At 76.2% G+C, this 26,668-nt stretch carries 27 protein-coding genes; 22 read left to right on the top strand and 5 right to left on the bottom strand.

Annotated features, from left to right (window positions below):
- Positions 1 to 2: 2 nt before the first annotated feature.
- Both RTG05_RS18900 and RTG05_RS18895 read right to left on the bottom strand, forming a co-directional pair.
- Positions 3 to 2,207, bottom strand: a complete 2,205-nt coding sequence (locus tag RTG05_RS18900; RefSeq protein WP_166526392.1) for a bifunctional MFS transporter/dTMP kinase — start codon at positions 2,205 to 2,207, stop codon at positions 3 to 5.
- A gap of 108 nt (positions 2,208 to 2,315) precedes the next feature.
- The gene (locus tag RTG05_RS18895; protein WP_166526391.1) at positions 2,316 to 3,131 is read right to left on the bottom strand and encodes a DUF3109 family protein; all 816 of its coding nucleotides are present in this window, start codon (positions 3,129 to 3,131) and stop codon (positions 2,316 to 2,318) included.
- An 88-nt stretch (positions 3,132 to 3,219) separates the two neighbouring features.
- Here RTG05_RS18895 and RTG05_RS18890 point away from each other — a divergent pair, with 88 nt between their 5' ends.
- Positions 3,220 to 4,167 (top strand): Ppx/GppA phosphatase family protein, encoded by a 948-nt coding sequence (locus RTG05_RS18890; RefSeq protein WP_166526390.1) that lies wholly within the window; start codon positions 3,220 to 3,222, stop codon positions 4,165 to 4,167.
- Positions 4,164 to 4,949 (top strand): hypothetical protein, encoded by a 786-nt coding sequence (locus RTG05_RS18885; protein WP_166526389.1) that lies wholly within the window; start codon positions 4,164 to 4,166, stop codon positions 4,947 to 4,949. The genes RTG05_RS18890 and RTG05_RS18885 overlap by 4 nt, the downstream gene beginning before the upstream one ends.
- A gap of 57 nt (positions 4,950 to 5,006) precedes the next feature.
- Here RTG05_RS18885 and RTG05_RS18880 read toward each other — a convergent pair whose 3' ends face one another.
- Complete coding sequence (locus RTG05_RS18880; protein ID WP_166526388.1) at positions 5,007 to 5,570, bottom strand: type 1 glutamine amidotransferase domain-containing protein; 564 nt, start codon at positions 5,568 to 5,570, stop codon at positions 5,007 to 5,009.
- 134 nt (positions 5,571 to 5,704) lie between these two features.
- On the opposite strand from RTG05_RS18880, the gene proC reads away from it, so the two are divergent.
- The 5 genes from proC to RTG05_RS18855 all read left to right on the top strand — a co-directional run bounded on the left by proC (position 5,705) and on the right by RTG05_RS18855 (position 9,530).
- On the top strand, positions 5,705 to 6,535 hold the full coding sequence (gene proC / locus RTG05_RS18875; RefSeq protein WP_208104652.1) for a pyrroline-5-carboxylate reductase: 831 nt from the start codon (positions 5,705 to 5,707) through the stop codon (positions 6,533 to 6,535).
- Positions 6,536 to 6,917: 382 nt separating this feature from the next.
- Positions 6,918 to 7,133, top strand: coding sequence for a helix-turn-helix domain-containing protein (locus RTG05_RS22415; protein WP_041242636.1), 216 nt, complete (start codon positions 6,918 to 6,920; stop codon positions 7,131 to 7,133).
- Between the two features lie 280 nt (positions 7,134 to 7,413).
- Positions 7,414 to 7,512, top strand: coding sequence for a 30S ribosomal protein bS22 (locus tag RTG05_RS18865; protein WP_012854759.1), 99 nt, complete (start codon positions 7,414 to 7,416; stop codon positions 7,510 to 7,512).
- 10 nt (positions 7,513 to 7,522) lie between these two features.
- The gene (locus tag RTG05_RS18860; protein WP_166526387.1) at positions 7,523 to 8,629 is read left to right on the top strand and encodes an NAD-dependent epimerase/dehydratase family protein; all 1,107 of its coding nucleotides are present in this window, start codon (positions 7,523 to 7,525) and stop codon (positions 8,627 to 8,629) included.
- The gene (locus RTG05_RS18855) at positions 8,622 to 9,530 is read left to right on the top strand and encodes a lysophospholipid acyltransferase family protein (RefSeq protein ID WP_166526386.1); all 909 of its coding nucleotides are present in this window, start codon (positions 8,622 to 8,624) and stop codon (positions 9,528 to 9,530) included. Before RTG05_RS18860 ends, RTG05_RS18855 begins: the two co-directional genes overlap by 8 nt.
- A gap of 90 nt (positions 9,531 to 9,620) precedes the next feature.
- On the opposite strand, the gene RTG05_RS18850 is transcribed toward RTG05_RS18855, so the two are convergent.
- The gene (locus RTG05_RS18850) at positions 9,621 to 10,532 is read right to left on the bottom strand and encodes an HAD family hydrolase (protein WP_166526385.1); all 912 of its coding nucleotides are present in this window, start codon (positions 10,530 to 10,532) and stop codon (positions 9,621 to 9,623) included.
- 177 nt (positions 10,533 to 10,709) lie between these two features.
- Here RTG05_RS18850 and RTG05_RS18845 point away from each other — a divergent pair, with 177 nt between their 5' ends.
- Both RTG05_RS18845 and RTG05_RS18840 read left to right on the top strand, forming a co-directional pair.
- Positions 10,710 to 12,257 (top strand): AMP-binding protein, encoded by a 1,548-nt coding sequence (locus tag RTG05_RS18845; RefSeq protein ID WP_166526384.1) that lies wholly within the window; start codon positions 10,710 to 10,712, stop codon positions 12,255 to 12,257.
- Entirely contained in the window at positions 12,247 to 12,498 is a 252-nt protein-coding gene (locus RTG05_RS18840) for a glutaredoxin family protein (protein WP_166526383.1), read from the top strand. Before RTG05_RS18845 ends, RTG05_RS18840 begins: the two co-directional genes overlap by 11 nt.
- Before the next feature lie 18 nt (positions 12,499 to 12,516).
- Here the strand turns inward: RTG05_RS18840 and RTG05_RS18835 are convergent, their stop codons facing one another.
- Positions 12,517 to 13,527, bottom strand: a complete 1,011-nt coding sequence (locus RTG05_RS18835; RefSeq protein WP_166526382.1) for an NADP-dependent oxidoreductase — start codon at positions 13,525 to 13,527, stop codon at positions 12,517 to 12,519.
- Between the two features lie 70 nt (positions 13,528 to 13,597).
- On the opposite strand from RTG05_RS18835, the gene RTG05_RS18830 reads away from it, so the two are divergent.
- The 13 genes from RTG05_RS18830 (at position 13,598) to ccsB (ending at position 26,574) form a co-directional block, all read left to right on the top strand.
- Entirely contained in the window at positions 13,598 to 14,233 is a 636-nt protein-coding gene (locus RTG05_RS18830) for a TetR/AcrR family transcriptional regulator (protein ID WP_315912046.1), read from the top strand.
- 228 nt (positions 14,234 to 14,461) lie between these two features.
- On the top strand, positions 14,462 to 15,124 hold the full coding sequence (locus RTG05_RS18825; RefSeq protein WP_166526380.1) for a redox-sensing transcriptional repressor Rex: 663 nt from the start codon (positions 14,462 to 14,464) through the stop codon (positions 15,122 to 15,124).
- Complete coding sequence (locus RTG05_RS18820) at positions 15,121 to 16,509, top strand: glutamyl-tRNA reductase (RefSeq protein ID WP_166526379.1); 1,389 nt, start codon at positions 15,121 to 15,123, stop codon at positions 16,507 to 16,509. The genes RTG05_RS18825 and RTG05_RS18820 overlap by 4 nt, the downstream gene beginning before the upstream one ends.
- Positions 16,506 to 17,441 (top strand): hydroxymethylbilane synthase, encoded by a 936-nt coding sequence (gene hemC, locus RTG05_RS18815; RefSeq protein ID WP_208104651.1) that lies wholly within the window; start codon positions 16,506 to 16,508, stop codon positions 17,439 to 17,441. Before RTG05_RS18820 ends, hemC begins: the two co-directional genes overlap by 4 nt.
- 142 nt (positions 17,442 to 17,583) lie before the next feature.
- Positions 17,584 to 19,113: a uroporphyrinogen-III synthase gene (locus tag RTG05_RS18810; RefSeq protein WP_315912045.1), complete on the top strand. Its 1,530-nt coding sequence runs from the start codon at positions 17,584 to 17,586 to the stop codon at positions 19,111 to 19,113.
- Positions 19,110 to 20,108, top strand: a complete 999-nt coding sequence (hemB, locus tag RTG05_RS18805) for a porphobilinogen synthase (RefSeq protein ID WP_166526378.1) — start codon at positions 19,110 to 19,112, stop codon at positions 20,106 to 20,108. Before RTG05_RS18810 ends, hemB begins: the two co-directional genes overlap by 4 nt.
- A complete protein-coding gene (locus RTG05_RS18800) occupies positions 20,105 to 20,590 on the top strand; it encodes a transport-regulating membrane protein Mce1N (RefSeq protein WP_166526377.1) in 486 nt (161 codons plus the stop codon). The genes hemB and RTG05_RS18800 overlap by 4 nt, the downstream gene beginning before the upstream one ends.
- The gene (gene hemL, locus RTG05_RS18795) at positions 20,587 to 21,972 is read left to right on the top strand and encodes a glutamate-1-semialdehyde 2,1-aminomutase (RefSeq protein ID WP_166526376.1); all 1,386 of its coding nucleotides are present in this window, start codon (positions 20,587 to 20,589) and stop codon (positions 21,970 to 21,972) included. The genes RTG05_RS18800 and hemL overlap by 4 nt, the downstream gene beginning before the upstream one ends.
- Positions 21,972 to 22,622 (top strand): histidine phosphatase family protein, encoded by a 651-nt coding sequence (locus RTG05_RS18790; protein ID WP_166526375.1) that lies wholly within the window; start codon positions 21,972 to 21,974, stop codon positions 22,620 to 22,622. The genes hemL and RTG05_RS18790 overlap by 1 nt, the downstream gene beginning before the upstream one ends.
- Positions 22,619 to 23,200 carry a TlpA family protein disulfide reductase gene (locus RTG05_RS18785; protein WP_166526374.1) on the top strand — a complete coding sequence of 194 codons (582 nt, stop codon included), beginning with the start codon at positions 22,619 to 22,621 and terminating at the stop codon, positions 23,198 to 23,200. Before RTG05_RS18790 ends, RTG05_RS18785 begins: the two co-directional genes overlap by 4 nt.
- Positions 23,200 to 24,012: a cytochrome c biogenesis CcdA family protein gene (locus RTG05_RS18780; RefSeq protein ID WP_166526373.1), complete on the top strand. Its 813-nt coding sequence runs from the start codon at positions 23,200 to 23,202 to the stop codon at positions 24,010 to 24,012. The genes RTG05_RS18785 and RTG05_RS18780 overlap by 1 nt, the downstream gene beginning before the upstream one ends.
- A complete protein-coding gene (locus tag RTG05_RS18775; protein WP_166526372.1) occupies positions 24,009 to 25,655 on the top strand; it encodes a cytochrome c biogenesis protein ResB in 1,647 nt (548 codons plus the stop codon). Before RTG05_RS18780 ends, RTG05_RS18775 begins: the two co-directional genes overlap by 4 nt.
- Positions 25,645 to 26,574: a c-type cytochrome biogenesis protein CcsB gene (ccsB, locus tag RTG05_RS18770; RefSeq protein WP_166526371.1), complete on the top strand. Its 930-nt coding sequence runs from the start codon at positions 25,645 to 25,647 to the stop codon at positions 26,572 to 26,574. The genes RTG05_RS18775 and ccsB overlap by 11 nt, the downstream gene beginning before the upstream one ends.
- Positions 26,575 to 26,668: the final 94 nt, after the last annotated feature.

Below are 26,668 nucleotides of genomic sequence, written 5' to 3'. Positions count from 1 at the left end.
GGTCAGCCTACGGAGCGGCCGGCCTGCTCCGCGGCAGCGGTGGAGCCCGCGCCGGGCGTCGCACCGACCCCGCCGTCGCCGTCGCCGTCGCCGTCACCGTCCGCGGGCGCCGGGTAGCGGGTGGCCACCAGGGCGGCCAGCCGCCGGCGGACGACGGGGGAGACCAGCCCGCCGGTGCTGGTGGCGTCCAGCAGCTCCCCGGGGACGACGACGTAGCGGTCGGGCGCGGCCTCGGCCAGCTCGAGGAACGCGCGGCGCACCGCCTGGGCGTCGGCGCCCGGCGGGGCGGCGGTGACGGGGGAGTCGACGAGCACGGTGAGGTCGGGCAGCAGGCCGCGGGTGGCCCACAGCGACGTGCGGAAGATGCGGTCGCCGTCGAGGCCCTGACCCGCGCCGTGGAAGGCGATCGAGGTGTCCACGTAGTGGGTGTTGACCACGATCCGGTGGTCCTCCAGCGCCGGGCGGATGACCGTGGCCACGTGCTGCGCGCGGTCGGCGGCGGCGAGCAGGGCGGCGGTGTGCGCGCCGATCGGCCGGCCGGTGTCGTCGATCGACGGCTCCGACCGCGGGGCGGCGGCCGCGTCCGGCGGGGCCGGGAACAGCAGGCCGCGCACCTGGTGGCCCAGCCGGGTGTCGCTCGGCTCGGCGGTCACCTCGACCGGGCGCCGGGACTCCTCGCGCAGCACCTGGGCGAGGTCCGCGGTGTAGCGGCGGGTGAGCTCGCGGTCGGCCCCCTCGACGACGACGAAGAGCCCGACGCCGCTGGAGGAGGCGGAGAACAGGTCCGAGCGGCCCCACAGCAGGCGCAGCAGGTCCCGGACCCGGGTGCGCGAGCGGGCGGGCACCACCTGGCGGGTGGCGTAGGCGCTGACCGCCAGCGCGATCAGCCCGCCGACCAGCAGGGTCAGCCCGGGCCCGGTGAGGGTGAGCACCAGGTCACCGAGGCGGACGTCGTGCGTGCCGAGCAGGCCGGCCAGCCCGGGGCCGACGGCCACGGTCAGCAGCAGGACCACGCGCACCGAGGAGATGACGAAGGCGAAGACCCGGCCGCGCAGCCGGTCCTCCACCTCGTAGCCGATCAGGGTGTAGCCGATGATCCAGCTGACGCCCGCGAACAGCCCCACGCAGAAGGCGGCGGCGGTGGCCAGCACGAAGTCCCGCAGCACCGACATCACCAGCAGCGCGACCCCGGCCAGGCCGATGGCGTGGGTGAACACGCTGCGCCGCGGCACTGTGGGCAGGATGCGTGGCCCGGCCAGCATGCCGATGGCCAGGCCGGTGAAGACCACGCCGAAGACGACGGAGTACCCGGCGGTGCCGGCCTGCAGGGTGGCCACGTAGAGCTGGGCGACGCCGACGGTGAGCCCGCCGGCGCCGAACGCGCCGATGACGCCGACGTAGAGGGCGCGCATGAACGGCTGCCCGCGCAGGAAGGCCACGCCCTCCACGACCAGGGAGAAGACGTTGCGCTGCCCGCCGTCCCGGTCGACCGGCGTGCCCGGGATGAGCCGGCGGGAGAGCAGCACGGTGACGGCGCTGACGCCGAAGCTGGCCGCGTTGACGACGAGGGCCACGACGATCGCGGTCTGCGCCTCGTTGCCGTCGTCCTCGCCGATCAGCCGGCTGACGGTGGACAGCAGCGCGAACAGCAGCGCGGCGACCGGGACGGCGCCGTAGACGGAGAACAGCGACACCTGGTTGGCCACGGCCAGCCGCTCGCGGGGCACGATGGACACCCAGATCGCCTGCTTGGCGGGGTTGGTGAACAGCCCGACCGCCTCGACGAGGAACTGGGCCACGTAGAGCCAGGTCAGCTCGTAGCTGACCGCCATGGACAGGTACAGGGCGGCGGCCAGCACCTCGCCGACGACGACCGTCGTCCGCCGGTCCAGCCGGTCGGCCAGCGCCCCGGCCAGCGGGCCGAGCAGCAGGTCGGGCAGCAGCCGGGTGAGGATGACGCCGGAGATCGCCGCGCCCTGCACCGCGAGGGACTCCTCGCGGGTGAGCTGCTGGGCCATCGCCGTCGTGGCCAGCAGCCCCAGCCAGTCACCGAGGCTGGAGACGGTGATCGCCGCCCACAGCCGGCGGAACACCGGGATGCGGACCAGCGCCAGGAAGGCGTTGTCCGGAGATGCGTTGTCCGGAGATGCGTCGTCCGGAGATGCGTTGTCCGGCGGCGCCCCCCCGGCCGGGGGAGGGCCCGCCACCGCGCGCTCCTCGCTCACAGTCCCCGCCGTCCGCTCGTGGTCCGTCCGCTGAAGGGTAGTGGCGGGAGGCGGCCGGCCGGGGTCCCTCACCTCCGGACGGGGGAGGGCTCAGGGCCGCCGGCGCTGGAGGGTCAGGGGCACCGGTGGAGGGCTGGCCGGGTGCGGGGCGACCAGGCCGAGGTCCAGCCGCCGTCCGGTCAGCCGCCGCAGCTCGGCGTAGGCGGCCGGCCCGAGCAGGGCGGTGAGCTCGGCGGCGCAGGTGTCCACCAGCGGCTCGGCGGACACGTGCGCGGCCGGCGACCCGGTGCACCACCAGTGCAGGTCGTGCCCGCCGGGGCCCCAGCCGCGCCGGTCGAACTCGCCGATGGTCGACACCAGGACGCGCGTGCCGTCCGGGCGCTCGACCTCCTCCTGCTCGCGGCGCAGCGGCAGCTGCCAGCACACGTCGGGCTTGGTCAGCATCGGGTGCAGGTCCTCGCGCAGCGCCATGCTGTGCAGCGCGCAGCCGGCGCCACCGGGGGAGCCGGCGCGGTTGAGGAAGACGCAGGCGCCGTCGACCAGCCGGGTGCGCAGCGAGCGCACGCCGCCGTCCTCGTCGTCGGCCGCGTCCTCCTCCGTCCAGGACCCGCGGCCGACCGGCGCCAGCTGCCAGTCCGCGTCGGTGAGGTCGGCGACGGCGGCGGTCACCCGGGCCAGGTCGTCCTCGTCGGTGAAGAAGGCGCCGTGCTTGCAGCAGCCGTCGTCCGGGCGTCCGGCGACGACGCCGGCGCACCCCCGGCCGAACACGCACGTCCAGGCCGACGACAGCCAGGTGAGGTCGGCGCGGACGACGTGCCGCGGGTCGGCCGGGTCGGGGAACTCGACCCACTCGCGGGCGAAGTCCAGCGGCACCTCGGGCGGGACCTCCTGCGGGTCGTCGTGCACCGGGCCAGCGTAGAGAGAGGGCCCCCTCCAGCTCATGCCCCGCTCCGCTCGGCACGAGCCTCCGGAGGGGGCCGGGCAGACTGAGCGCATGAGGCTCGGGGTGCTGGACGTCGGATCGAACACCGTCCACCTGCTGGTGGTCGACGCCCACCGCGGCGGCCACCCCACGCCGCAGCACGACGACCGCTGGCTGCTGCGCCTGGCCGAGCACGTCGGTGACGACGACCTGCTGTCCAAGGAGGGCGAGAAGGCGCTGCTCAAGGCGGTGGGCAAGGCCTGCGAGCAGGCCGAGAAGCAGGGCTGCGACGAGGTGCTGGCCCTGGTCACCTCCGCCATCCGCGAGGCGGGCAACGGCACGGAGGTGCTGGAGCGGGTCCGGCGCCGCACCGGCGTGGAGCTCAAGGTGACCAGCGGGGAGGAGGAGGCGCGGTTGACCTTCCTCGCCGTCCGCCGGTGGTTCGGCTGGAGCGCCGGGCGGCTGCTGGTGCTCGACATCGGCGGCGGGTCGCTGGAGCTGGCCAGCGGCATGGACGAGGACCCCGACGTCGCGCTGTCGCTGCCGCTGGGCGCCGGCCGGATGACCCGCCGCTTCCTGCCCGCGGCCCGCACGGGTGGGCGCCCCGACCTGGCCGCGCTCGCCGAGCTCGACGCGCACGCCACCCACCTGCTCCGGCCCGCGGCGAAGAAGCTGCTCGCCGGTGGCCCGCCGGACCTGGTCGCCGCCACGTCCAAGACGTTCCGCACGCTGGCCCGGCTGACCGGCGCGGCCCCCTACTCGGCGGGGCTGCGGGCCCCCCGCCAGCTCACCGTCGACGGGCTGGCCCAGCTGCTGGGGTTCGTGGCCCGCATCGAGTCCTCGGCGCTGGCCGAGCTGCAGGGCGTGTCGCCCGACCGCGCCCACCAGATCCCCGGCGGCGCCGTCGTGGCGCGGGCCACCATGCGCGCTCTGGCCGTACCGTCCGTCCGGATCTGTCCGTGGGCGCTGCGGGAGGGCGTCATCCTCCGGCGACTGGACTCGTTGGAGGACGAGAGATGAGCACTCCTCCCGGTGGCCGCGGCGAGGGACGCCGTGACCCGGAGACCGGCGGCCGGCCGCTGGCCGACATCCTGCGCGAGGCCGGGGTGGAGTCCCCGACGCGCGGCCGGCGCCGCCGGGGGGACGAGTTCGAGGACACCGGCGTGCGCCAGCGCGGCACCGGCGACACCGGTCGGGTCGCCGAGCGGCCGGAGTTCGGCCGGCGGGCCGGTGACCAGCCCGCTGCCCCGGCCGGGGACGGCGTCGCCCCCGCCACCGACCGACGGCGCCCGGCCGAGCCCTCGACCGCGGCCATCCCCGGCCTGCGGCCCTCCCGCAAGCCCGGCGTCCCGGGCGCTGCCACGGCGGGTGCCCCCGACGGCTCGCCCCGGACGGGGACGGTGCGCGAACGTGCGCCCCGCCGGGCCGCGGCGGGGTCCGGCCGGGAGCCGCAGACCGGGCCGATCCCCGTCGTCCGCGGCGGCGAGCCGCCGATGCTCGAGGACGGGACCGCCGGCGCCGGGGAGGGCGTGCTTGCCTGGGTGCGCTTCGGCGGCGAGCTGGTGCTGGCACTGGCCGCCGGGGTGGGCACCTTCTTCCTGTTCACCGTGCTCTGGCAGCAGCTGCCCTACCTGGCCGTGCTGCTGGTCCCGGTCGCGGTGGCCGCGCTGGTCGGCGGCGTCGGCGTGTGGCGGCAGCGGCTGGACCAGGAGCCGGCCGGGGTGCGGCTGGTGGCCGTCCTGGTCTTCGCGGGGACCCTGCTCACCATCGCCCCGGCCGCCGGCCTGCTCGCCACGGGCTGAAGGCCCCCTGCGGGGTCCCGCGGCGAGCCTGCGAGCGGGGGGCAGAGGAGCCGGGGGTCACCCCTCGCGGTCGCCGGCGGGCTGCAGCGCGAACTGCTCGACGATCGCGGCGTTGAAGGCGTCGAGGTCGTCGGGGTTGCGGCTGGTGACCAGGTTGCCGTCGACGACGACCTCCTCGTCGACCCAGGTGGCGCCGGCGTTGCGCAGGTCGGTCTGCAGCGAGGGCCAGGAGGTCATCCGCCGGCCGCGGACGACGTCGGCCTCGGCGAGGACCCACGGCGCGTGGCAGATGGCCGCCACCGGCTTGCCCGCCTCGAAGAAGGCCGTGACGAAGGCGACCGCGTCGGCGTCGGCGCGCACGAAGTCCCCGTTGACCACCCCGCCGGGCAGCAGCAGGGCGCCGTACTCGTCGGGGTCGGCCGAGCTGACCACCGCGTCGACCTGCTTGGTGTCGCCCTTGTCGATGTGCTGGAAGGCGGTGATCTCCCCGGCCTCGAGGGAGACGAGCACCGGTTCCGCACCGGCCTCCTCCAGCGCCTGCCATGGCCGGTCGAGCTCGACCTGCTCCACCCCGTCGGTCGCGAGGACGGCCACCTTCATCCCGTTCAGTTCTCCTGGCATGGGGCGGCGGCTACCCCGCCCCCGAGGAGGGCACACGCCGCGCGCACTAGGTTCGGGCGAGCGACCGACAGCGGGGAGGGCGTCATGCCGGGGCAGGTCCGCAGGCAGCAGCAGCACCGGCCGGCGGGCCGGTCGTGAGCGCCGGGGACGCCGGCCGCTCGGGTCTGGCGATCGTCGGCGGCGGGAAGATCGGCGAGGCGCTGCTGTCCGGGCTGGTCCGCCGCGGCGGGTCCGGGGGCATCGTCGTCTGCGAGCGCCACCCCGAGCGCGCGGCCGAGTTGACCGCCCGCTACGGCGTCCCGGTGGTGGCGCTCGCCGAGGCCGCCGCCCGCGCGCGGGTGCTGCTGCTGGCGGTCAAGCCGCAGGACATCGGCGCGCTGCTCGGCGCGCTCGCGGGTTCGGTGGACGACGGACACCTGGTGGTCTCGGTGGCGGCCGGCGTCCCGACGTCGGTCATCGAGGCGGCGCTGCCCGCCGGCGTCCCCGTCGTCCGGGTCATGCCGAACACCCCCGCGCTGGTCGACGAGGGGATGAGCGTGCTGTCCGCCGGTGCGCACGCCGACGACCGCCACCTGGACGAGGCCGAGACGCTGCTGGCCGCCGTCGGGCGCGTGCGGCGCGTGCCGGAGAGCCAGCAGGACGCCGTCACCGCCCTGTCGGGCAGCGGGCCGGCCTACTTCTTCTACCTGGTCGAGGCCATGATCGACGCCGGGATCCTGCTGGGCCTGCCGCGCGACCTGGCCGCGGACCTCATCGTGCAGACCGCCCTGGGCGCGGCGGTCATGCTGCGCGACTCCGGTGAGCACCCCGTGCAGCTGCGGGAGGCGGTGACCAGCCCGGGCGGGACGACCATCGCGGCGGTCCGCGAGCTGGAGCGGCACAGCGTGCGCGCCGCGCTGATCGCCGCCATCGAGGCCGCCCACGCGCGCTCGGTGGAACTGGGGCGGGCCACGCAGGACCGCTGACCCTACCCCGACCCGGGGTCGATGTGTCGACTCAGCGTGAGGGGATCGGGACGTGTCGTCCGCGACGCGCCCGGAGACATGTCGACGAGGAGCTTGAGGCACAGATGTGCCCAGGACGGACCGTTCTGCCTGTTCGTTTCTTCCATCGCTTCCGTCACGCATGCCCCCCTACTCTCTGTATCAGCACGTGCGTGCCCCGTAGTCGGTGGGGAAGCCGACGAGCGACACGTGCCAGGCCGGAGATGAAGAGATGACCATGCCCCAGCGCACGATCCCCGCCGCCGCCTACGCCCGTCCGGGTGTCCCCGGCCCGCGTCCCGTCGGCCGGCCCATCCCGGCCGCCACGATGGCCCGCCCCATCCCCCCGCAGCACCCGGCCGCGATGCCCGTCGGCCGCCCGCCCGTCCCGGCCCCGCGCGCCGCCGTCACCTTCCTGACGGTCGCCGAGGTCGCCAGCATGATGCGCGTGTCCAAGATGACCGTGTACCGCCTCGTGCACGCCGGTGAGCTCGCCGCCGTCCGCGTCGGCCGGTCCTTCCGCGTCCCCGAGCGCGCCGTCCAGGACTACCTGCGCGACGCCTACACCGACATCGCCTGAAGAAGGACCTCGGTGCCCCCCGCGCCTCGCAGGCTCGACGCGGGTCCCTGCACCGAGGCCGTTCCAGCAGGTCACCTGCACCACTCCCACCCCTGCGGGTGGGCCTCGACGCCGGCTGGTCCCGCGGCAACGTCGCCACGGGGGCGCCGGGTACTCTCGGACGCCGAGCGACGCCGGGCCGTCAGGCCCGGGTCGTCGCACTGATCACCCCGCGCGGCGCCCGGAACGACCTCCCGGTCGACGGTGGCTGCCGTGCCGCAACGACGTCGGGAGCACGGACATGGGTTCGGTCATCAAGAAGCGCCGCAAGCGGATGGCGAAGAAGAAGCACCGCAAGCTGCTGAAGAAGACCCGCGTCCAGCGACGCAACAAGAAGTGAGCTGACGCTCGTGCCGCCGTCCGTCGTCCTGGTCACCGGTGTGAGCCGGTGGCTCGGCGGAGCGCTGGCGGCCGAGCTCGCTCGCGACCGCGCCATCGAGCGCGTCATCGGGGTGGACACCGTCCCCCCGTCCCCGGAGGTGCTCCGCCGCCTGGGCCGGACCGAGTTCGTGCGGGCCGACATCCGCAACCCGCTGATCGGCAAGGTCATCGCGACCGCGTCGGTCGACACGGTCGTGCACATGAACATCAGCTCCACACCCGCCGGCTCCGGTGGGCGGGGGCCGATGAAGGAGCTCAACGTCATCGGCACGATGCAGCTGCTCGCGGCCTGCCAGCGCGCGTCCTCGGTGCGCCGGTTCGTGCTCAAGTCCAGCAGTGCCGTCTACGGCGCCTCCCCGCGTGACCCGGCCGTCTTCACCGAGCCCATGCAGGCCCGCCGGGTCCCCTCGGGCGGCTTCGCCCGGGACAGCCTGGACATCGAGGGCTACGTCCGGTCCTTCTCCCGGCGTCGTCCCGACGTCGGCGTGGCCGCGTTGCGGTTCACCAACTTCATCGGCCCGCGGATCGACTCGGTGCTCACGCAGTTCCTGCGCATGCCGGTGGTCCCCACCGCGCTCGGCTACGACGCGCGCGTGCAGCTGCTGCACGAGGACGACGCCCTGGCCGTGCTGACCCGCGCCACCACCGGGACCTTCACCGGCACCGTCAACGTGGGCGGGGAGGGCACCCTGCTGCTGTCCCAGGTCATCCGCCGGCTGGGCCGCCTGCAGGTGCCGCTGCCCGCGCCCGCCCTCGGCTCGCTGGGCCGGCTGACCCGCCGCTTCGGCTACGTCGACTACTCCCCGGAACAGATGCGCTTCCTCAACTTCGGCCGGGTCGTGGACACCACGGTGCTGCGCGAGACGTTCGGCTACACACCCCGGTTCACCACCGAGCAGGCGCTGGCCGACTACGCGAGCACGATCGTGCCGGTGGTGCCGCCGCAGGCCGTCGCCGCGGTCACCTCTCGCGCGCAGGACCTCGTCCACCGGGTCGGTCGCACGGCGGACTCGGTGGGGGAGCGGCTGCGGCCGGCGCCGCCGGCCCCCGGGCTGCGAGCGGTGCGCGATGCCTGAGGCGCGGGTCATCCCGCTGCGGCGCGACGACGACGAACCCCGGCTCCCGCCGCCGTCGACCGCGTCCTGGGACGAGCAGGTCGCCGGCGGCCTGGAGTTCCTGCGCCGCCGGCTGACCGGCGACTACGCCACCGACGAGTTCGGCTTCGACCCCGACCTCACCGACCACGTGCTGCTGCCGGCGCTGCGGCCGCTGTTCTCCCGCTGGTTCCGCGTGGAGACCCTCGGCGTGGACCACGTGCCGCACACCGGCGGCGGGCTGGTCGTCGCCAACCACTCGGGCACGGTGCCGCTCGACGCCATGATGGCCACCGTCGCGCTGCACGACGACCACCCGGCCCGGCGCCGGCTGCGGCTGCTCGGCGCCGACCTGGTCTTCGAGCTGCCGGTGGTCGGCTCGCTGTCGCGCAAGCTCGGCTCGACGCTGGCCTGCAACGAGGACGCCGAGCGCCTGCTGACCGGCGGGGAGCTGGTCGGGGTGTTCCCGGAGGGGTTCAAGGGGATCGGCAAGCCGTTCCGCGAGCGGTACACGCTGCAGCGGTTCGGCCGCGGGGGTTTCGTCACAGCGGCTCTGCGCACCGGGGCGCCGATCATCCCGTGCGCGATCGTCGGGGCCGAGGAGGCCTACCCGATGCTGGGCAACGTCCGGCCCCTCGCCCGGCTCCTCGGCCTGCCCTACTTCCCGGTCACGCCGACCTTCCCGGCCCTGGGACCGCTGGGGCTGGTGCCGCTGCCGTCGAAGTGGCTGATCGCCTTCGGTGAGCCGATCGAGACGGCGTCCTACGGGCCGGCCGCCGCCGAGGACCCGATGCTCGTCTTCAACCTCACCGACCAGGTGCGCGAGACGATCCAGCAGTCGCTGTACCGGCTGCTCCTGCAGCGCAGGTCGGTCTGGGGCTGAAGGAGGACCCTCGTCCCCCCACGCCTCGCTCGCTCGACGCGGGCCCCTGACGAGGGCCACCGTCACAGCCGCCGGGGCCGTTCCCGCACCTCACCAGGGGAGCTTGTCGCGCCGGCGCAGGGCGATGGCGCCGCCGACCAGCCCGCCGGACAGCGCCGCGGCCGCCACGGTGGGGACGACGGTGCGCGCGGCCTTGCGCCCGGTGCGGAAGTCCCGGACCTCCCAGCCGCGGGAGCGGGCGACCGCGCGCAGCTCGGTGTCGGGGTTCACCGCGACCGCCCGGCCGGTGAGCGTGAGCATCGGCAGGTCGTTGGAGCTGTCGCTGTAGGCGGTGCACCGGGTGAGGTCCAGGCCCTCCCGCACGGCCAGCGCCCGCACCGCCTCGGCCTTGGCCTCGCCGTGCATCATCTCCCCGACCAGCCGCCCGGTGTAGCGGCCGTCGACGATCTCCGAGACGGTGCCCAGCGCGCCGGTGAGCCCCAGCCGGTGGGCGATGATGCTGGCCAGCTCCACCGGCGTCGCCGTCACCAGCCAGACCCGCTGCCCGGCGTCGAGGTGCTGCTGGGCGAGCACCCGCGTGCCGGCCCAGATCCGGTCGGCCATGAGCTCGTCGTAGATCTCCTCGCCGGCCTGCACGATCTCGGTGACCGCGCGCCCCGCGGCGAAGGCCAGCGCGCTCTCCCGGATGGAGAGCATGTCGTCGGTGCTCTCGTTGCCGGCGATCCGGAACTTCGCCTGCTGCCACACGAACCGCGACATGTCACGGGCGGTCAGGTACTTGCGGGCGGCCAGCCCCCGGGCGAACCAGAAGATCGACGCGCCCACCATCATCGTGTTGTCGACGTCGAAGAACGCCGCCGCGGTCAGGTCGGGGACGACGGCCGGCGCCGGCTCGACCTCGGCGGCCGCGGCCGAGGCGGCACCGGCGACGTGCGCCCGCGTCTCCTCGTCCGGCACGCCGGCCCGGCGCGCGCGGCGGCCGCGGAAGGGCAGTCCCGCCACGACGACCTCCTGTCGCTCCGCCACCACCGGCTGGGTGCACCGACGACGCCTGGACCCTATCGGCGGCCCCGTGCCCGGCGGCCCCGGGTGCGGTGCTGCGGGCACGGACCCCGGGTGACACCATCGCGGGGGCCCGGACCAGGGTGGCCGGAGGCGCTGCGTGCCGAGGAGGAGAGCGTGACCGACGCCGTCCCCTCGCTGTCCGCGCTGGTGCGCGCGGCGGCCCGCGAGCGCCCGGACGCGCCGGCCGTCGTGGCCGGGGACCAGCGGCTCACCTGGGGCGAGCTGGACGCCGCGGTCGACCGGACGGCCGCCGGGTACGCCGCCCGCGGGCTGGCGCCCGGCGAGCGGGTGGCGGTGCAGCTGCCCAACGGCGTCGCCTGGCTGCGGGCGACGCTGGGCGCCCTGCGCGCGGGGCTGGTCGTGGTCCCGGTGAACACCGCCTACACCGATCCCGAACTGGAGCACGTGCTCACCGACTCCGGTGCCGCGCTGCTCGTCGTGGCGGGAGAGCGGACGGCGGTGGCCGGGGTGCCGGTGCTCGCCGGGCCGCCCTCCGACGACGCCGCACCACCGGAGGAGCCGGAGGACCTCGAGCGCCTGGCCTTCCTCGCCTACACCAGCGGCACGACCGGCCGGCCGCGCGGCGCGATGCTGTCGGTGGCCGCGCTCCGGGCCAACCAGGAGCAGTGCCTGCGGATGGCACCCCCGCCGGTGCGGTCCGACGACCGCGTGCTGCTCGCCCTCCCGCTGTTCCACGTCTACGGGCTGAACACCGGCCTCGGCCTGGTGGCGGCCACCGGCGCGTGCGCGGTGCTGGTGGAGGCGTTCGACCCGGTCGACTCCCTCGCCGTCATGGCGCGCGAGGGGGTCACCACCGTCCCGGGCGCCCCGCCCGTCTACCAGGCCTGGCTGGCCGCCGCCGACGCCGCCGGGTCCGACGCCGACCTGCGCCGCGCGTTCGCCGCCGTCCGGGTCGCCTCCTCCGGTGCCGCGCCGCTGCCGCCCGCCGTCTGGACGGCGATGCGGGACCGGGCCGCGGTGACCGTCTGGGAGGGGTACGGGCTGACCGAGGCCTGCCCGGTGGTGGCCAGCACCCTGGCGACCGGGCGGGCCAAGCCGGGGTGCATCGGCGGCGCCGTCCCCGGGGTGGAGGTGCAGCTGCGCGACACCGCCCTGCGCGCGCCGGTCGACGACGTGCCGGCGGCCGGTGACCTGGTGGAGGACGGCCCGGGCGAGATGTGGGTCCGCGGCCCCAACCTGTTCGCCGGGTACTGGCCCGACGGTGCCGACGGGCCCGACGCCGCGGGCTGGCTGGCCACCGGCGACCTGGCCTACGCCGACGAGGACGGCGACCTGCACCTGGTCGACCGCCGCAGCGACCTGATCCTGGTCAGCGGCTTCAACGTCTACCCCGCCGAGGTCGAGCGGGTGCTGGCCACCCACCCCGCCGTGGCGCAGAGCGCGGTCATCGGCGTGCCCGACCCGCGGACCGGCGCCGCCGTCCGGGCCGTGGTGGCCCTGCGCCCGGGCGCCCGGCTGGGCTTCGAGGAGCTGCGCGCGCACGCCGCGACCTCCCTGGCCCGGTACAAGGTGCCCACGTCGGTGCAGGTGCTGCCCGCGCTGCCGCACTCGCTGACCGGCAAGGTGAGCCGGGCCCGGCTGCGCGAGCTGGGCCTGGCCGGCGCCGGTGAGGTCACGGCCGGGGACGACGATGCGTCCTGAGGTGCCCCGGCTGCAGTTCCTGACCCGGGCGGGCTGCCACCTGTGCGCCGTGGCCGCCGAGACGCTGGACCGGCTGGCGGACGAGGCCGGCCTGGGGGTGGCGACCGTCGACGTGGACGCCGACCCCGAGCTGCAGGCGGAGTACGGCGACCGCGTGCCCGTCGTGCTCCTCGACGGCCGCGAGCACTCCTACTTCACCGTCGATGTGCCGCGCCTGCGCCGGGACCTCGGCATCGGCTGAAGGGGGACCCGCCTCCGCTCAGGCGGGCACCTCCCGCCCCGGCACCAGCCCGGCCAGCACCGGGTCGACGACCAGCACGGTCTTGCCCCGTGCGTGCCCGGCCTCGAGCTGCCGGTGCGCGGCGCGCACCTCCACCAGCGGCAGGGTGCGCTGCACGACCGGTCGCACCGTGCCCTCGGCCAGCCAGCCGGAGAGCACCGCCAGGTCGGCGGCCCGCGGGGCGACGAGCACCGAGCGCAGCCGGCGCCCGCCGCGCAGCGGGGCCAGCAGGCCGGGGGACAGCCGCTCGGCGAAGGGGTTGACGCTCACCGCGGTGCCGCCGGGGGTCAGCAGCGCCCGGGCGTGCCGGAAGGACAGCGCGTTGGCCGCGTCCAGGACGACGTCGAACGCCTCCCGCAGCCGCTCGGGTGGCCGGGTCAGGTCGACCGTCCCGCGGTCGAGCACCTCCTCGGCGCCCAGGTCGCGCAGCAGGGCGGCGGCGTCCCGGCTCGCCGCGGCGGTCACCGTGGCACCGAGCGCCCGGCCGACCTGCACGGCCAGCGAGCCGACGCCGCCGGCGGCGCCGTGCACCAGCAGCCGCTGACCGGCCCGCAGTCCGGCCCGCAGTCCGGCCCGGTCGCGCAGCGCCTGCAGCGCGGTCGACCCGCACAGCGGGACGCCGGCGGCCTCAAGCAGCGGCACCCCGGCTGGTGCCGGGGCCAGGTGCTCGCGGGGGACGGCGGCGTACTCGGCGCACGCGCCCCCGGTGCGGGTGGCCTGCATGGCCATGACCGGCTGACCGGACCGGACGTCGTCCACCCCGTCGCCGACCGCCTCCACCACACCGGCGAGGTCGGCTCCGGGGACGAAGGGGAAGCGCAGCCGCAGCGCGAACCGGAACTGGCCGCTGCGCAGCCGCCAGTCCGCCGGGTTGAGCCCGGCGGCCGCGACCCGGACGAGCACCTCGCCGGGGGCCGGGCGCGGGACGGGGACCTCGCGGACCTCCAGCACGTCCGCCGGGCCGTACCGGTCGTACACCACTGCTCTCACGTCGACCTCCATAGCTTGTCGGGGTGACAATAGGATACGGATATCCTGTCCGTTCGTCTACCCTCTGGCCATGGGTCGCCGACCGGGAGCACGCAACCGCGACTACGAGCAGACCCGGCACGCGCTGGCCGCCACGCTGAGCGCTGCCCTGCTGCGCGACGACGGGACGCCGGCGACGCTCGTCGACCTGGCCCGGGCCGCCGGGGTCAGCACCACCACGCTCACCCACTACTTCGGCGACCGGGACGGCCTCTACGCCGCCGTCCTGGAGGCGGTGCGCGCCGACGCCGCGGACTTCCTCGCCTCGGGCACCTCGGCCGGGGGCCGCCCCCCCGAGGAGACGCTGCCGGGCCTGCTGCTGGGCACCGTGCTGGCCTGGCGGCGCTTCGGTCTGGGCCGCGTCTTCGCCGGGGGGCTGGCGCTGGGGCTGGGCAGCCCGCGGCGCGGCCCCGCGTTCGTCTCCGGGCTGCTCGAGCCGTTCCTGCAGGCCGTCGAGCAGCTGCTCGCCGAGCACGTCGGCCGGGGCGAGCTCCCACCGCTGGACGCCGACCAGCGCCGCGCCGCCGCCCTCGGCGTGCTGTCCCCGGTCGTCCTGGCACTGCTGCACCAGGACGGCCTGGGCGGCAGCGGCGTGCGCCCGCTGGACGTGGAGACCCTCGCCCGCGGCCACGCGGCCCTGCTGCTGGCCGGCCTGCGGGCCTCCTGACCGGGGGCCCGGCGGGGCGCCGTACGCCTCCCCGGGTATGGTCTCCACCACAGCGGGGCGGATCCGTGCTGGGGAGCGGCCCGTGGGCCCCCCGGCGACTTTGTTCCTGCGTTCACAAGCGGTTACCGTGGCGTTCGCCGGGCGATCCTGTGCCCGGGCCCCCGATGTCGCGCGACCGCACCGGCACCCCGCCGGACCCGGGCGCGACCGCTGTGGAGTGGTACGCCCGTGTCCTCACCCCGGCCCCGGATCCCGGAGGCCACCGTCGCCCGCCTGGCCGTGTACCTGCGGGTGCTCGCCGCCCTGGCCGACGCGGGGCGCAGCAACGTCTCCTCCGGCGAGCTGGCCTCGGCGGCCGGTGTCAACCCGGCCGGGTTGCGCAAGGACCTCTCCCACCTGGGCCCCTGCGGGGTCCGCGGGGTGGGCTACGAGGTCGTCACGCTGCGCGACCGCATCGCCCGCGTCCTCGGCGTCGAGCGGTCCCGACCGTGCGTGCTGGTGGGCATCGGCAACCTGGGCACCGCCCTGGCCGACTACGCCGGCTTCGGCAGCCGCGGGTTCCGCTTCGTCGGGCTGTTCGACGCCGCCCCGGGGCGGGTCGGCCAGGAGATCGGCGGCCAGCCGGTGCGCCCGCTCACCGAGCTCGACGAGGTCGTGGCCGCGACCGCGGCCACCCTGGGGGTCATCGCCACCCCGGCTGACGTCGCCCAGTCCGTCTGCGACCGGCTGACCGCGGCCGGGGTGCGCAGCATCCTGAACTTCGCGCCGGTGGCGCTGAGCGCGCCCGCGGGGGTCGACGTCCGCCAGGTCGACCTGTCCGTCGAGCTGCAGGTGCTCGCCTTCCTCGGCCAGCAGCGCGGCGCGGCCGCGGCGGCGGAGGTGACCGCATGAGTCTCCTGGCCGTCGGCGTGAGCCACCAGACCGCGCCCGTCGCGCTGCTCGAGCAGTTCGCCATGGGCGCCGACGAGACCGTCAAGGCGCTGCACGAGCTGGTCGGCGGCGACCACGTCAGCGAGGCGATCCTGCTGGCGACCTGCAACCGGGTCGAGGTCTTCGCTGAGGTCGACCGCTTCCACGGCGGCGTGTCCGACGTCAGCCGGGTGCTCGCCCGCCAGGCCGGCGCCACGGTGGAGGAGTTGTCCCCGTACGTCACCGTCCACTACGAGGACCAGGCCGTCGCGCACCTGTTCACCGTCGCCGCCGGGCTGGACTCCATGGTGGTCGGCGAGACCCAGGTCCTCGGGCAGCTGCGCACCGCCTACGCGCTGGCCCGGGAGCAGGGCACCGTCGGCCGGGCGATGCACCCGGTCGCGCAGCGGGCGCTGCGGGTGGGCAAGCGGGTGCACTCCGAGACGGGCATCGACCGGGCCGGCGCCTCGCTGGTGTCGGTCTCCCTCGACCGTGCCGAGGCGCGCGTCGGCGCCCTGGCCGGCCGGCCGGTGCTGGTCGTCGGCGCGGGGTCGATGGGCGCGCTGGCCGCCAGCACGCTGGCCCGCCGCGGCGCGCGGGCCACCGTCATCAGCCGCACCCCCGCGCACGCCCGCCGGCTGGCCGCCTCCGTCGAGGGCCGGGCCGCCGACCTCGCCGACCTGCCCGCGGAGATCGCCGCCGCCGACGTGCTGGTCACCTGCACCGGGGCCCGCGGCACCGTCATCGGCACCGACGTCGTCGCCGCCGGCATGGCCGACCGTGCCGGGCGGCCGCTGGTCGTCATCGACCTGGCGCTGCCCCGCGACGTCGACCCCGGGGTGGCCTCGCTGCCCGGCGTGCACGTGGTGGACCTGGCTCTCCTGCAGAGCGAGAGGGGCGGGGCGCTGCTGCCCGACGGTCGGGACGTCGACGGCCGCTCGTCGGCCGGCCCGGTGGCCGCGGACGACGTCGCCGCCGCACACGCCCTCATCGAGCTGGAGATCGCCCTGCTGCGCGCGGAGCGCCAGGCCGCCGCGGTCGCGCCGACGGTGTCGGCCCTGCGCAGCCAGGCCGCCGAGGTGGTCGACGCCGAGCTGTTGCGGCTGTCCACCCGGGTGCCCGGCCTCGACGCCCGGGCCCGCGCCGAGGTGGCCCGCACCGTGCACCGCGTCGTCGACAAGCTGCTGCACGAGCCGACCGTGCGGGTCAAGGAGCTGGCCAGCGCCCCCGGCGGGGTCGACTACGCCGACGCGCTGCGCGCCCTGTTCGGGCTGGGCATCGACGCCGAGGTGGTCCCCGAGCGCACCACCCTGGCCGAGGCGGTCACCGTGGACCCCGACGAGCTGCGGCCCGGGGGGACGGCGTGAGCACCACCACCGGCACGCTGCGGCTGGGCACCCGCGCCAGTCAGCTGGCCACCACGCAGTCCCGGACCGTCGCCGACGCGATCACCACGGCCAGCGGTGTCCCGGTCTCGCTGGTGCACATCAGCACCGAGGGCGACCGCTCCTCGGTGGCGATCGCCCAGCTCGGTGGCACCGGCGTCTTCGTCACCGCCATCCGCCAGGCGCTGCTCGAGGGCACCGTCGACGTCGCCGTGCACAGCTACAAGGACCTCCCCACCCTCCCCGAGCCCGGCCTCGCCATCGCCGCCGTCCCGCCCCGGGAGGACCCGCGCGACGCGCTGGTCGCCCGTGACGGCCTCACCCTCGGGGAGCTGCCGGCCGGGGCCACGGTCGGCACCGGCGCCCCGCGGCGGGTCGCCCAGCTGCGCGCGCTCGGCCTCGGCCTGGACGTCGTGCCGATCCGCGGCAACGTGGACACCCGGATGAACCGGGTGGTCCCGGGTGACCTGGACGCCGTGGTGCTGGCCCGGGCGGGGCTCGCCCGGCTCGGCCGGCTGGGCGCGGTCACCGAGACCCTCGACCCGCTGCAGGTGCTGCCCGCGCCGGCGCAGGGCGCGCTGGCCGTGGAGTGCCGCGCCGACGACGAGCGCACCCGCCAGGTGCTCGCCGCCCTCGACCACGGGCCCACGCGGGCCTGCGTGCTCGCCGAGCGCACCACGCTGGCCGCCCTGGAGGCCGGCTGCAGCGCGCCGGTCGCCGCCTACGCCGAGCTGGCCGAGGGCGAGGACGGCCCCGAGCTGTTCCTGCGCGCCTCGGTCACCGCCCTGGACGGCAGCGACGGCGTCCGCGGGTCGACCACCGGGCCGCCGCACGCGGCCGAGCGGCTCGGCCGCGAGCTCGCCGCGGAGCTCCTCGACCGCGGCGCCGCCGAGCTGATGGCCGCGTCCCGGTGACCGAGCCGGCGAGGTCGCCCCGCGACACGGTGAGCCCCACCCCCCGGGCCGGGCAGCAGGCCCCGGCCCCCCACACCCCCGCACACGAGCCCTCCGGGGCCACGCCACCAGAGCCCTGTCGGGCAGGAACCAGGAGCAGGACATGACGCGCAAGAACGGCGCGGCCGGCACGGTCGTCTTCGTCGGCGCCGGCCCGGGCGACCCCGGGATGCTGACCGCCCGCGCGACCGCGGCGCTGGCGGGGGCGCACACCGTCCTCGTCGACCTCGACGTCCCGGTGGCGATCACCGACGCCGTCCGCGCCGAGCGCCCCGACCTCGAGCAGACCCCCGCCACCGGTGAGCCGGCCGAGGTCGCCAGGGCCGCCGTCGCCGCGGCCCGGTCCGGCGGCACCGTCGTGCGGCTGGTCGCCGGTGACCCGTTCACCGACGACGCCGTGGTCAAGGAGGTGCTGGCCGTGGGCCGCACCTCCGTCGGCTTCGACGTGGTCCCCGGCGTGGCGGTCTCCACCGCCGTCCCGGCGTTCGCCGGCGTCGCCCTCGGCAGCACCTCGCTGTCGGCCGACCTGCGCGGCGGCGAGGCGGACCTCCCCGCGCTGGCCGCCGCGGCGCGGGCCCTGGACGCCCCGCTGGTCCTGCAGGGCACCGCCGAGGACCTCCCCGACGCCGCCGCCCGGCTGGTCGAGGGCGGCCTGCCCGGCAGCACGCCGGTCGTCGTCACCACCGGCGGCTCGGGCACCGGCCAGCGCAGCGTGGTGGCCAAGCTCGCCGCGGTCGCGGAGAAGACCGCCGGGCTGGACGCCGTCACCGGACCGGTCGTGGCCACCGTCGGCTCGGCCGTCGACAAGCGGGCGAAGCTCTCCTGGTGGGAGAGCCGGCCGTTGTTCGGCTGGCGGGTGCTGGTGCCGCGCACCAAGGACCAGGCCGGCGAGATGAGCGACCGGCTGCGCGCGCACGGCGCCGTCCCGGTCGAGGTCCCGACCATCGCCGTCGAGCCCCCGCGCAGCCCCGCGCAGATGGACCGCGCGGTCAAGGGCCTGGTCACCGGCCGCTACGGCTGGATCGTGTTCACCTCGGTCAACGCGGTGAAGGCCGTCCGGGAGAAGTTCGTCGAGCTGGGCCTGGACGCCCGCGCGTTCGCCGGCGTCAAGGTCGCCTGCGTGGGGGAGTCCACCGCCGACGCGGTGCGGGCCTTCGGCATCGTGCCGGAGCTGGTGCCCACCGGGCAGCAGTCCAGCGAGGGCCTGCTGGCCGACTTCCCCGAGTACGACGACGTGCTGGACCCGATCGACCGGGTGCTGCTGCCCCGCGCCGACATCGCCACCGAGACCCTCGCCGCCGGGCTCAAGGAGCGCGGCTGGGAGATCGACGACGTCACCGCCTACCGCACCGTCCGGGCCGCCCCGCCGCCCGCGCCGGTCCGCGAGGCGATCAAGGGCGGCGGCTTCGACGCGGTGTGCTTCACCTCCTCCAGCACCGTGCGCAACCTGGTCGGCATCGCCGGCAAGCCGCACGCCAAGACCGTCGTCGCGGTGATCGGCCCGCAGACCGCCGCCACCGCGCAGGAGTTCGGCCTGCGGGTCGACGTCCAGCCGGAGACCGCCGCCGTCGGCCCGCTGGTCGACGCGCTCGCCGAGTTCGCCGAGGCCAGGCGGGCGGAGGCCGGGGAGTGAGTCCGGCGCAGGGCGGGTCCACGCCCGGCTTCGCGCGCGGGCGCCGGCTGCGGTCCACGCCCGCGCTGCGGCGGCTCACCGCGCAGACCCGGCTGCACCCCGCGGACCTGGTGCTGCCGGTGTTCGTCAAGGAGGGCCTGACCGAGCCGCAGCCGATCGGCTCGATGCCCGGCGTCGTGCAGCACACGACCGACTCGCTGCGCAAGGCCGCCCACGAGGCGGCCGAGGCCGGCACCGGCGGGCTGGTCCTGTTCGGCATCCCGTCGGACAAGGACGCCGTGGGCTCGCAGGCCGACGCCGCCGACGGCGTGGTCAACGCCGCCCTGCGCCAGCTGCGCGCCGACCTCGGCGACGAGCTGGTGCTGATGGCCGACCTGTGCCTGTGCGAGTACACCGACCACGGGCACTGCGGGCTGGTCACCCCCGCCGGCGTCGTCGACAACGACCCGACGCTGGACCGCTACGCCGCCGTGGCGATCGCCCAGGCCCGGGCCGGGGCGCACGTCATCGCCCCCAGCGGGATGATGGACGGCCAGGTCGCGGCCATCCGGCGGGCGCTGGACGGCGCGGCGTTCACCGAGACGCCGATCCTGGCCTACGCCGCCAAGTACGCCTCGGGGTTCTACGGGCCGTTCCGCGAGGCGGCCGAGGGCGCACCGCAGTTCGGCGACCGCTCGACCTACCAGATGGACCCGCCCAACCTCGACGAGGCGCTGCGCGAGGTGGCGCAGGACCTCGCCGAGGGCGCCGACGCGGTCATGGTCAAGCCCGCGCTGCCCTACCTGGACGTCGTGGCCCGGGTCGCCGACGCCGTCGACGTCCCGGTCAGCGCCTACCAGGTCAGCGGCGAGTACGCGATGGTCGAGGCGGCCGCCGCCCAGGGCTGGATCGACCGGCGGCGGGCCGTCCTGGAGACGCTCACCGCCATCCGCCGCGCCGGGGCCGGCACCGTGCTGACCTACTGGGCGGTGGAGGCCGCCCGCTGGCTGCGGTGACCCACGTCGAGCCGGGGGCCTCCTGGCGACCGCTGTGGCTGGTCGCCGGACTCTGCGGGCTGGCCGTCACCCTGGGTCTCCTGCTGCCCGGGTCGACGGCTCCGTCCACGGCGCTGGGGATCTCCCAGGGCCTCCTCGTCCTGACCGTCGGCCACGTCCTCCTGGCCCGGCGGACGAGGACGGTGCGGGTGGACGGCGAGGCACTCACCGTCGGCCGGGAGCGGGTGCCGCTGGCGCACGTCGACGCCGCCCACCTGCGCGCGGTCACCGAGGGGACGGCGGGGGTGGACGCCGGCGCCCCGCTGCTCGGCGGGGCGTCGTCGCTGCCGCGGGGCCGGGCGGCCCTGCCGCTGCGGCTGACCGACGGGCGCACCGTGCTGGTGCCCACCCGCGACCCCGCCGCGCTCGCCCGGGCGCTGCTCGCCGGAGTGCCGCACACCACCGACGGGCCGGCCGGCCGGAGGGGGACACTGGGGTCGTGACCTCGCTGGACAGCCCCCCGTACGCCTACGAGGCCCCGGCATCGGCCGGCCTGTTCACCCGCGCCCGGCGGGTCACCCCCGGCGGCGTGAACAGCCCCGTGCGCGCCTTCGGCGCCGTCGGCGGCACCCCGCGCTTCATGGCCCAGGGGCAGGGCGCCTGGCTCACCGACGCCGACGGCCGCCGCTACGTCGACCTGGTCGCCTCCTGGGGGCCGCTGATCCTCGGGCACGCCCACCCGGCCGTCGTCGAGGCGGTCACCGCCGCGGCCCGCCGGGGCACCACGTACGGCGCACCGACCGAGGGCGAGGTCGAGCTGGCCGAGGAGATCGTCGCCCGGGTGGCCCCCGTGCAGCAGGTGCGGCTGGTCAACTCCGGCACCGAGGCAGTCCTGTCCGCCGTCCGGCTGGCCCGCGGGGTCACCGGCCGCCGGCTGATCGTCAAGTTCGCCGGCTGCTACCACGGCCACGTCGACGCGCTGCTGGCCTCCGCCGGCTCCGGCGTGGCCACCCTCGGCCTGCCGGACACCCCCGGCGTCACCACCGGCGCCGCCGCCGACACCGTCGTGCTGCCCTACAACGACGCCGCCGCGGTGGAGGCCGTGTTCGCCGAGCGCGGTGCGGAGATTGCCTGCGTGGTCACCGAGGCCGCGGCCGGCAACATGGGCGTCGTCCCGCCGCTGGACGGCTTCAACCAGGTGCTGCGCCGGGTCACCGCCGCGCACGGCGCGCTGCTCGTCGTCGACGAGGTCATGACCGGGTTCCGGGTCACCCGGTCCGGCTGGTACGGCCTGGACCCGGTGGACGCCGACCTGATGACCTTCGGCAAGGTCATGGGCGGCGGGCTGCCGGCGGCCGCGTTCGGCGGCCGCGCCGACCTCATGGAGCACCTCGCCCCGGCCGGGCCGGTCTACCAGGCGGGCACCCTGTCGGGGAACCCGGTGGCCGTCGCCGCGGGCCTGACCACGCTGCGGCACTGCACCGACGAGGTCTACGCGCGCTGCGACGAGGTGGCCGCCACCCTGCGCGGGGCGGCCAGCGCGGCGCTGTTCTCCGCCGGGGTGCCGCACCGGGTGCAGCAGGCCGGCTCGATGTTCTCGGTCTTCTTCGTGCCCGACGAGCGGCCGGTCCGCGACTACGCCGGCGCCCGCTCCCAGGACGCCGCCCGCTACACCGCCTTCTTCCACGCGATGCTCGCCCGCGGGGTCTACCTGCCGCCGTCGGCCTTCGAGGCGTGGTTCGTCAGCGCCGCGCTGGACGACGCCGCCGTCGAGCGGGTGCTGGACGCGCTGCCGGCCGCCGCCCGCGCCTCCGCGGAGGTCGACCCCGCGTCCGCGCCGCCGGCCGAGGAGCCGGCCGACGCCGCCACCGGGATGAGCACCTGATGGCCGCCGCGACCGGGGAGACCACCGTCGTCCACCTGCTGCGCCACGGCGAGGTGCACAACCCGGAGAAGGTGCTCTACGGCCGGCTGCCCGGCTACCGGCTGTCGGAGACCGGCGAGGCGATGGCCGTCGCGGCCGCCGACTGGCTCTCCGCCCGCCCACCCGTGACGCACCTGGTGTCCAGCCCGCTGGAGCGGGCCCGGCGGACCGCCGCGCCGATCGCCACCAAGCTGGACCTGCCCGTGGAGGTCGACGAGCGGCTGCTGGAGGCGGGCAACGCCTTCGAGGGGCTGCGCGTCGGGGTCGGCGACCGCGTGCTGCGCTCCCCCCAGCACTGGTGGAAGCTGCGCAACCCGGTGCGCCCGTCCTGGGGCGAGCCCTACGTCGAGATCGCCACCCGGATGCTCGCCGCGGTCGAGGCCGCCCGCGACGCCGCCCGCGGGGCCGCCGCGGTGTGCGTCAGCCACCAGCTGCCCATCTGGACGCTGCGGCTGCACCTGGAGGGACGCCGGTACGCGCACGACCCGCGCCGCCGCCAGTGCGGCCTGGCCAGCGTCACCTCGGTCACCTACGACGGCGACCGGGTCACCGGCATCACCTACGCGGAGCCCGCCGGCGCCACACCGCCCGACCAGGTGCCCGGCGCATGAGACGGGTCCTGCTCGGCGCGCTGGCCGGTGCGCTGCTGCTCACCGGCTGCACCTCCGGGGACGGCGCGGTCGACGTGGCCAACGGGGGGGAGTTCCGCTTCGTCCAGGGCACGCCGTCCGGCGAGGTGATCCCGCTCGCGGAGCGCGCCGCGGCGCCGGAGTTCAGCGGCGAGACGCTCGACGGCGCCCCGTTCGACTCCACCGAGCTCGACGGCGGCATCGCGGTCCTGAACTTCTGGGGCTCGTGGTGCGCGCCCTGCCGGGTGGAGTCCCCGGAGTTCCAGGAGGTCTACGCCGAGGTGCGTGACCGTGGCGTGCAGTTCCTGGGCGTCAACGTCAAGGACACCGACCAGCTGGCCCGCGCGTTCGAGGACAGCTTCGGCATCGAGTTCCCCTCGCTGTACGACCCGCGGGGGGAGGTGGCCCTGGCGTTCCGCGACTACCCGGCCAATGCCATCCCGTCCACCGTCGTGCTCGACGCGCAGGGCCGGGTGGCCGCCGTCTACACCGGCGCCGTGCAGCAGGAGGACCTGCGCGCGGTGCTGGACCTGCTGACCGCCGAGGGCGAGGCGGGCTGATGGGGGAGACCCTGAGCGGCCTGGTCACCGACGGCCCGCTGCTCGTCGCCGCCGCGGTCGCCGCGCTGGTCGGACTGGTCAGCTTCGCCTCCCCGTGCGTGCTGCCGCTGGTGCCCGGCTACCTGTCCTACGTCACCGGGCTGGTCGGCACCGGTGCGCGGGCCGCCGCGCCCGCCCCGACCGGCGGGGGCACGGCGACGGCCGTGCGCGTCGACGAGCGCTCGACCCGCGGGCGGATGGTGGCCGGCGCGGTGCTGTTCGTGCTCGGCTTCACCGCCGTCTTCGTCACCGTCGGCACCGCGTTCGGCGGCCTGGGCCGGCTGCTGCTGCAGCACAGCGAGGTCATCACCCGGGTCATGGGCGTGGTGGTGGTCGTCGTCGGCCTGGCCTTCCTGGGCCGGGTGCCGCTGCTGCAGCGCACCGCGCGGCTGTCGGTGCGGCCGGCCGCCGGGCTGGCCGGGGCACCGCTGCTCGGCGTGGTCTTCGGCCTGGGCTGGACGCCGTGCCTGGGTCCGACGCTGGCCGCGGTGTACTCGCTGGCCTACACCGAGGCGACGGCCGGGCGGGGCGCGCTGCTGGCCCTGGCCTACTGCCTGGGCCTGGGCGTGCCGTTCGTGCTCGTCGCGCTCGGTGCCCGCTGGGCGATGGGCGCCACGTCGTTCCTGCGCCGGCACGCGCAGGCGGTCACCCGTGTCGGTGGCGTCGTCCTCGTCGTCGTCGGGCTGCTGCTGGTCACCGGCGCGTGGACCGAGATGATGCGCTGGCTGCAGGGCTGGCTGGCCGCCAGCGGCCTCGCGGAGACCTCGCTGTGACGACCACCGCCCCGCCGCGGCCGCCCGCCGCGCCGCAGCCCCCGGCCCGGCCGTCCGCCGCCGCCCGCGCCCGGGGCCTGTGGCTGCGCTGGTGGCGCCGGCTGACCGCCATGCGGACGGCGATCGTCCTGCTGTTCCTGCTCGCGCTGGCCGCGATCCCCGGGTCGCTGCTGCCGCAGCGCTCGCTCAGCCAGAACGCCGTCCGGCAGTACTACGCCGACCACCCGACGCTGGCGCCGGTGCTCGACCGGCTCTGGGCCTTCGACGTCTTCGGCTCGCCCTGGTTCGCCGCCGTCTACCTGCTGCTGTTCGTCTCCCTCGTCGGCTGCGTCGTCCCCCGCCTGGCCGAGCACGTGCGGGCGCTGCGGGCCGCCCCGCCGCCCGCGCCCCGCCGGCTGCACCGGCTGCCCGACTCCGACGAGCTGGCCACCCCGCTGCCCGGTCCGGCGGCCCTCGACGTGGTCGAGGAGGAGCTGCGGGTGCGCCGCTACCGCGTCGTCCGGCGCACCGGGGCGGCGGGGCCCGAGCTGTCCGCGGAGCGGGGCCGGCTCAAGGAGACCGGCAACATCCTGTTCCACCTGTCGCTGCTGGCGCTGCTGCTCGGCCTGGCCGGCGGCAAGCTGTGGGGTTACGAGGGCAGCATCCTGGTCACCGAGGGCCGCGGCTTCTGCAACGCCTTCCAGCAGTACGACACCCACTCCTCCGGGGCGCTGGTCGACAGCTCGGACCTCACCCCGCTGTGCGTCGACCTCGTCGACTTCGAGGCCACCTACGAGGAGGACCTCACCGCGGCCACCTTCACCGCCGACATCACCTACGGCGGGCCCGACGAGGAGGGCGTGCCGACCACGATCGGCGTCAACGACCCGCTGCGCCTGGACGGCGACCGGGTGTACGTCACCGGGCACGGCTACGCGCCGCGGTTCACCGTCACCCTCCCCGACGGGACGGCGTTCACCGACGTCTCCGCCCCCTTCCTGCCCACCGACCAGACGACGATGTCCAGCGAGGGTGCGCTGAAGCTGCCGGACCTGGGCGCGGGGGCGGAGGACCAGCTGGCGCTGGAGGGCTTCTTCGCCCCCACCGGGCTGGTGCAGGGCGGCCTGCTGACCTCCATCGACCCGCAGCCGCTCAACCCGCAGGTGGCGATCCGGGCCTTCGAGGGCTACCTCGGCCTGGACTCCGGCCTGCCGCAGTCGGTGTACTCCCTGGACCGCAGCCAGATCGAGCGCGGCCGGCTGACCGAGGTGGGCGGGGCGAACCTGTCGGTCGGGGAGACGCTCACCCTGCCCGACGGGACGGCGGTCACCTTCACCGGCGTCGACCAGTTCGCCGCGCTGCAGCTCTCCCACGACCCCGGGCAGGTGTGGGTGCTCGGCTCCTCCATCGCCCTGCTGGCCGGCCTGCTCGCCCTGCTCCTGGTCCGCCGGGAGCGGTTCTTCGCCCGCGCCACCCCGGCACCGGGCGGGGGTACCGTGCTGTCGGTCGGCTCGCTCACCCGCGGGGGCGGCGAGAGCGCCACCTCGTTCGCCGAGTGGACCGACCGGCTGCGGGCCGCGCTCGACGAGCGCTCCCCGACCCCTCCGCCGGCGTCTCCCGGCGGGCCGAACGCAGAACCGGAGGTCCCCCCGCGTGACCGTTGACCCGTCGCTGGCGCAGCTGTCGGACACGCTGTTCTCCGTCGCCGTCGCGCTCTACTCGGTCGCCGTCGTCGCGTTCTCCGCGCAGCTGGCGTTCGGCCGGCGCCCGGTGCGCGAGCTGGTCGCGGCCGGCGGGGTCGCCGAGGCCCCGGCCGCGCCGGCGCGCACCGACCGCTGGGGCGTGGTCGGCCTGGCGTTCACCGTCCTGGGCGCGGTCGTGCACACCGGGGTGCTCCTCACCCGCGGGATGGCCGCCGACCGGTTGCCCTGGGGCAACATGTACGAGTTCGCCACGGCCGTCGTCCTGGTCGGCGTGGTGGCCTACCTGGTGCTCGCCGTCCGCGTCCCGGTGGTCCGCGACATCGGCGCCTTCGTGCTCGCGCCGGTCGTGCTCGCGCTGGTCGCCACCGGCCTGTTCCTCTACACCGAGACCGGGCCGCTGGTCGCCGCGCTGCGCTCCAGCTGGCTGGCCGTCCACGTGTCCACGGCCATCCTGGGCTTCGGCGTCTTCTTCGTCAGCGGCATCGCCAGCGTGCTGTACCTGCTCAAGCTGCGCACCGACGCCCGTGGCGCGGAGGCCGACAGGTCGGTGCTGTCCCGGCTGCCGAGCGCGGTCACCCTCGACCGGGTCGCCCACCGCACCGCCGTCTTCGGCTTCCCCGTCTGGACCTTCGCCGTCATCGCCGGCGCCGTCTGGGCGGAGAGCGCGTGGGGCCGCTACTGGGGCTGGGACCCCAAGGAGACCTGGGCGTTCATCGCGTGGGTCGTCTACGCCGGGTACCTGCACGCCCGGACGACCGCCGGCTGGCGGGGTCGCCCCGCGGCCTGGGTCAACGTCGTCGGCCTGGGCGTCATGGTGTTCAACCTGCTGTACGTGAACATGGTCTCGACCGGCCTGCACAGCTACGGCGGGCTCGAGTAGCGGGAGGACCTCGCGTCACGGGCCCGTGCAGCACGGCCCCGGGCCCGCGGCGTGTCGGTCGCCGCTCCGCGCGGCGGGTCCGTGCTCCCATGTA

The organism is Geodermatophilus sp. DSM 44513, assembly GCF_032460525.1.
Taxonomy (GTDB): Bacteria; Actinomycetota; Actinomycetes; order Mycobacteriales; family Geodermatophilaceae; genus Geodermatophilus.
This window is presented reverse-complemented; position numbering and strand designations above follow the sequence as displayed.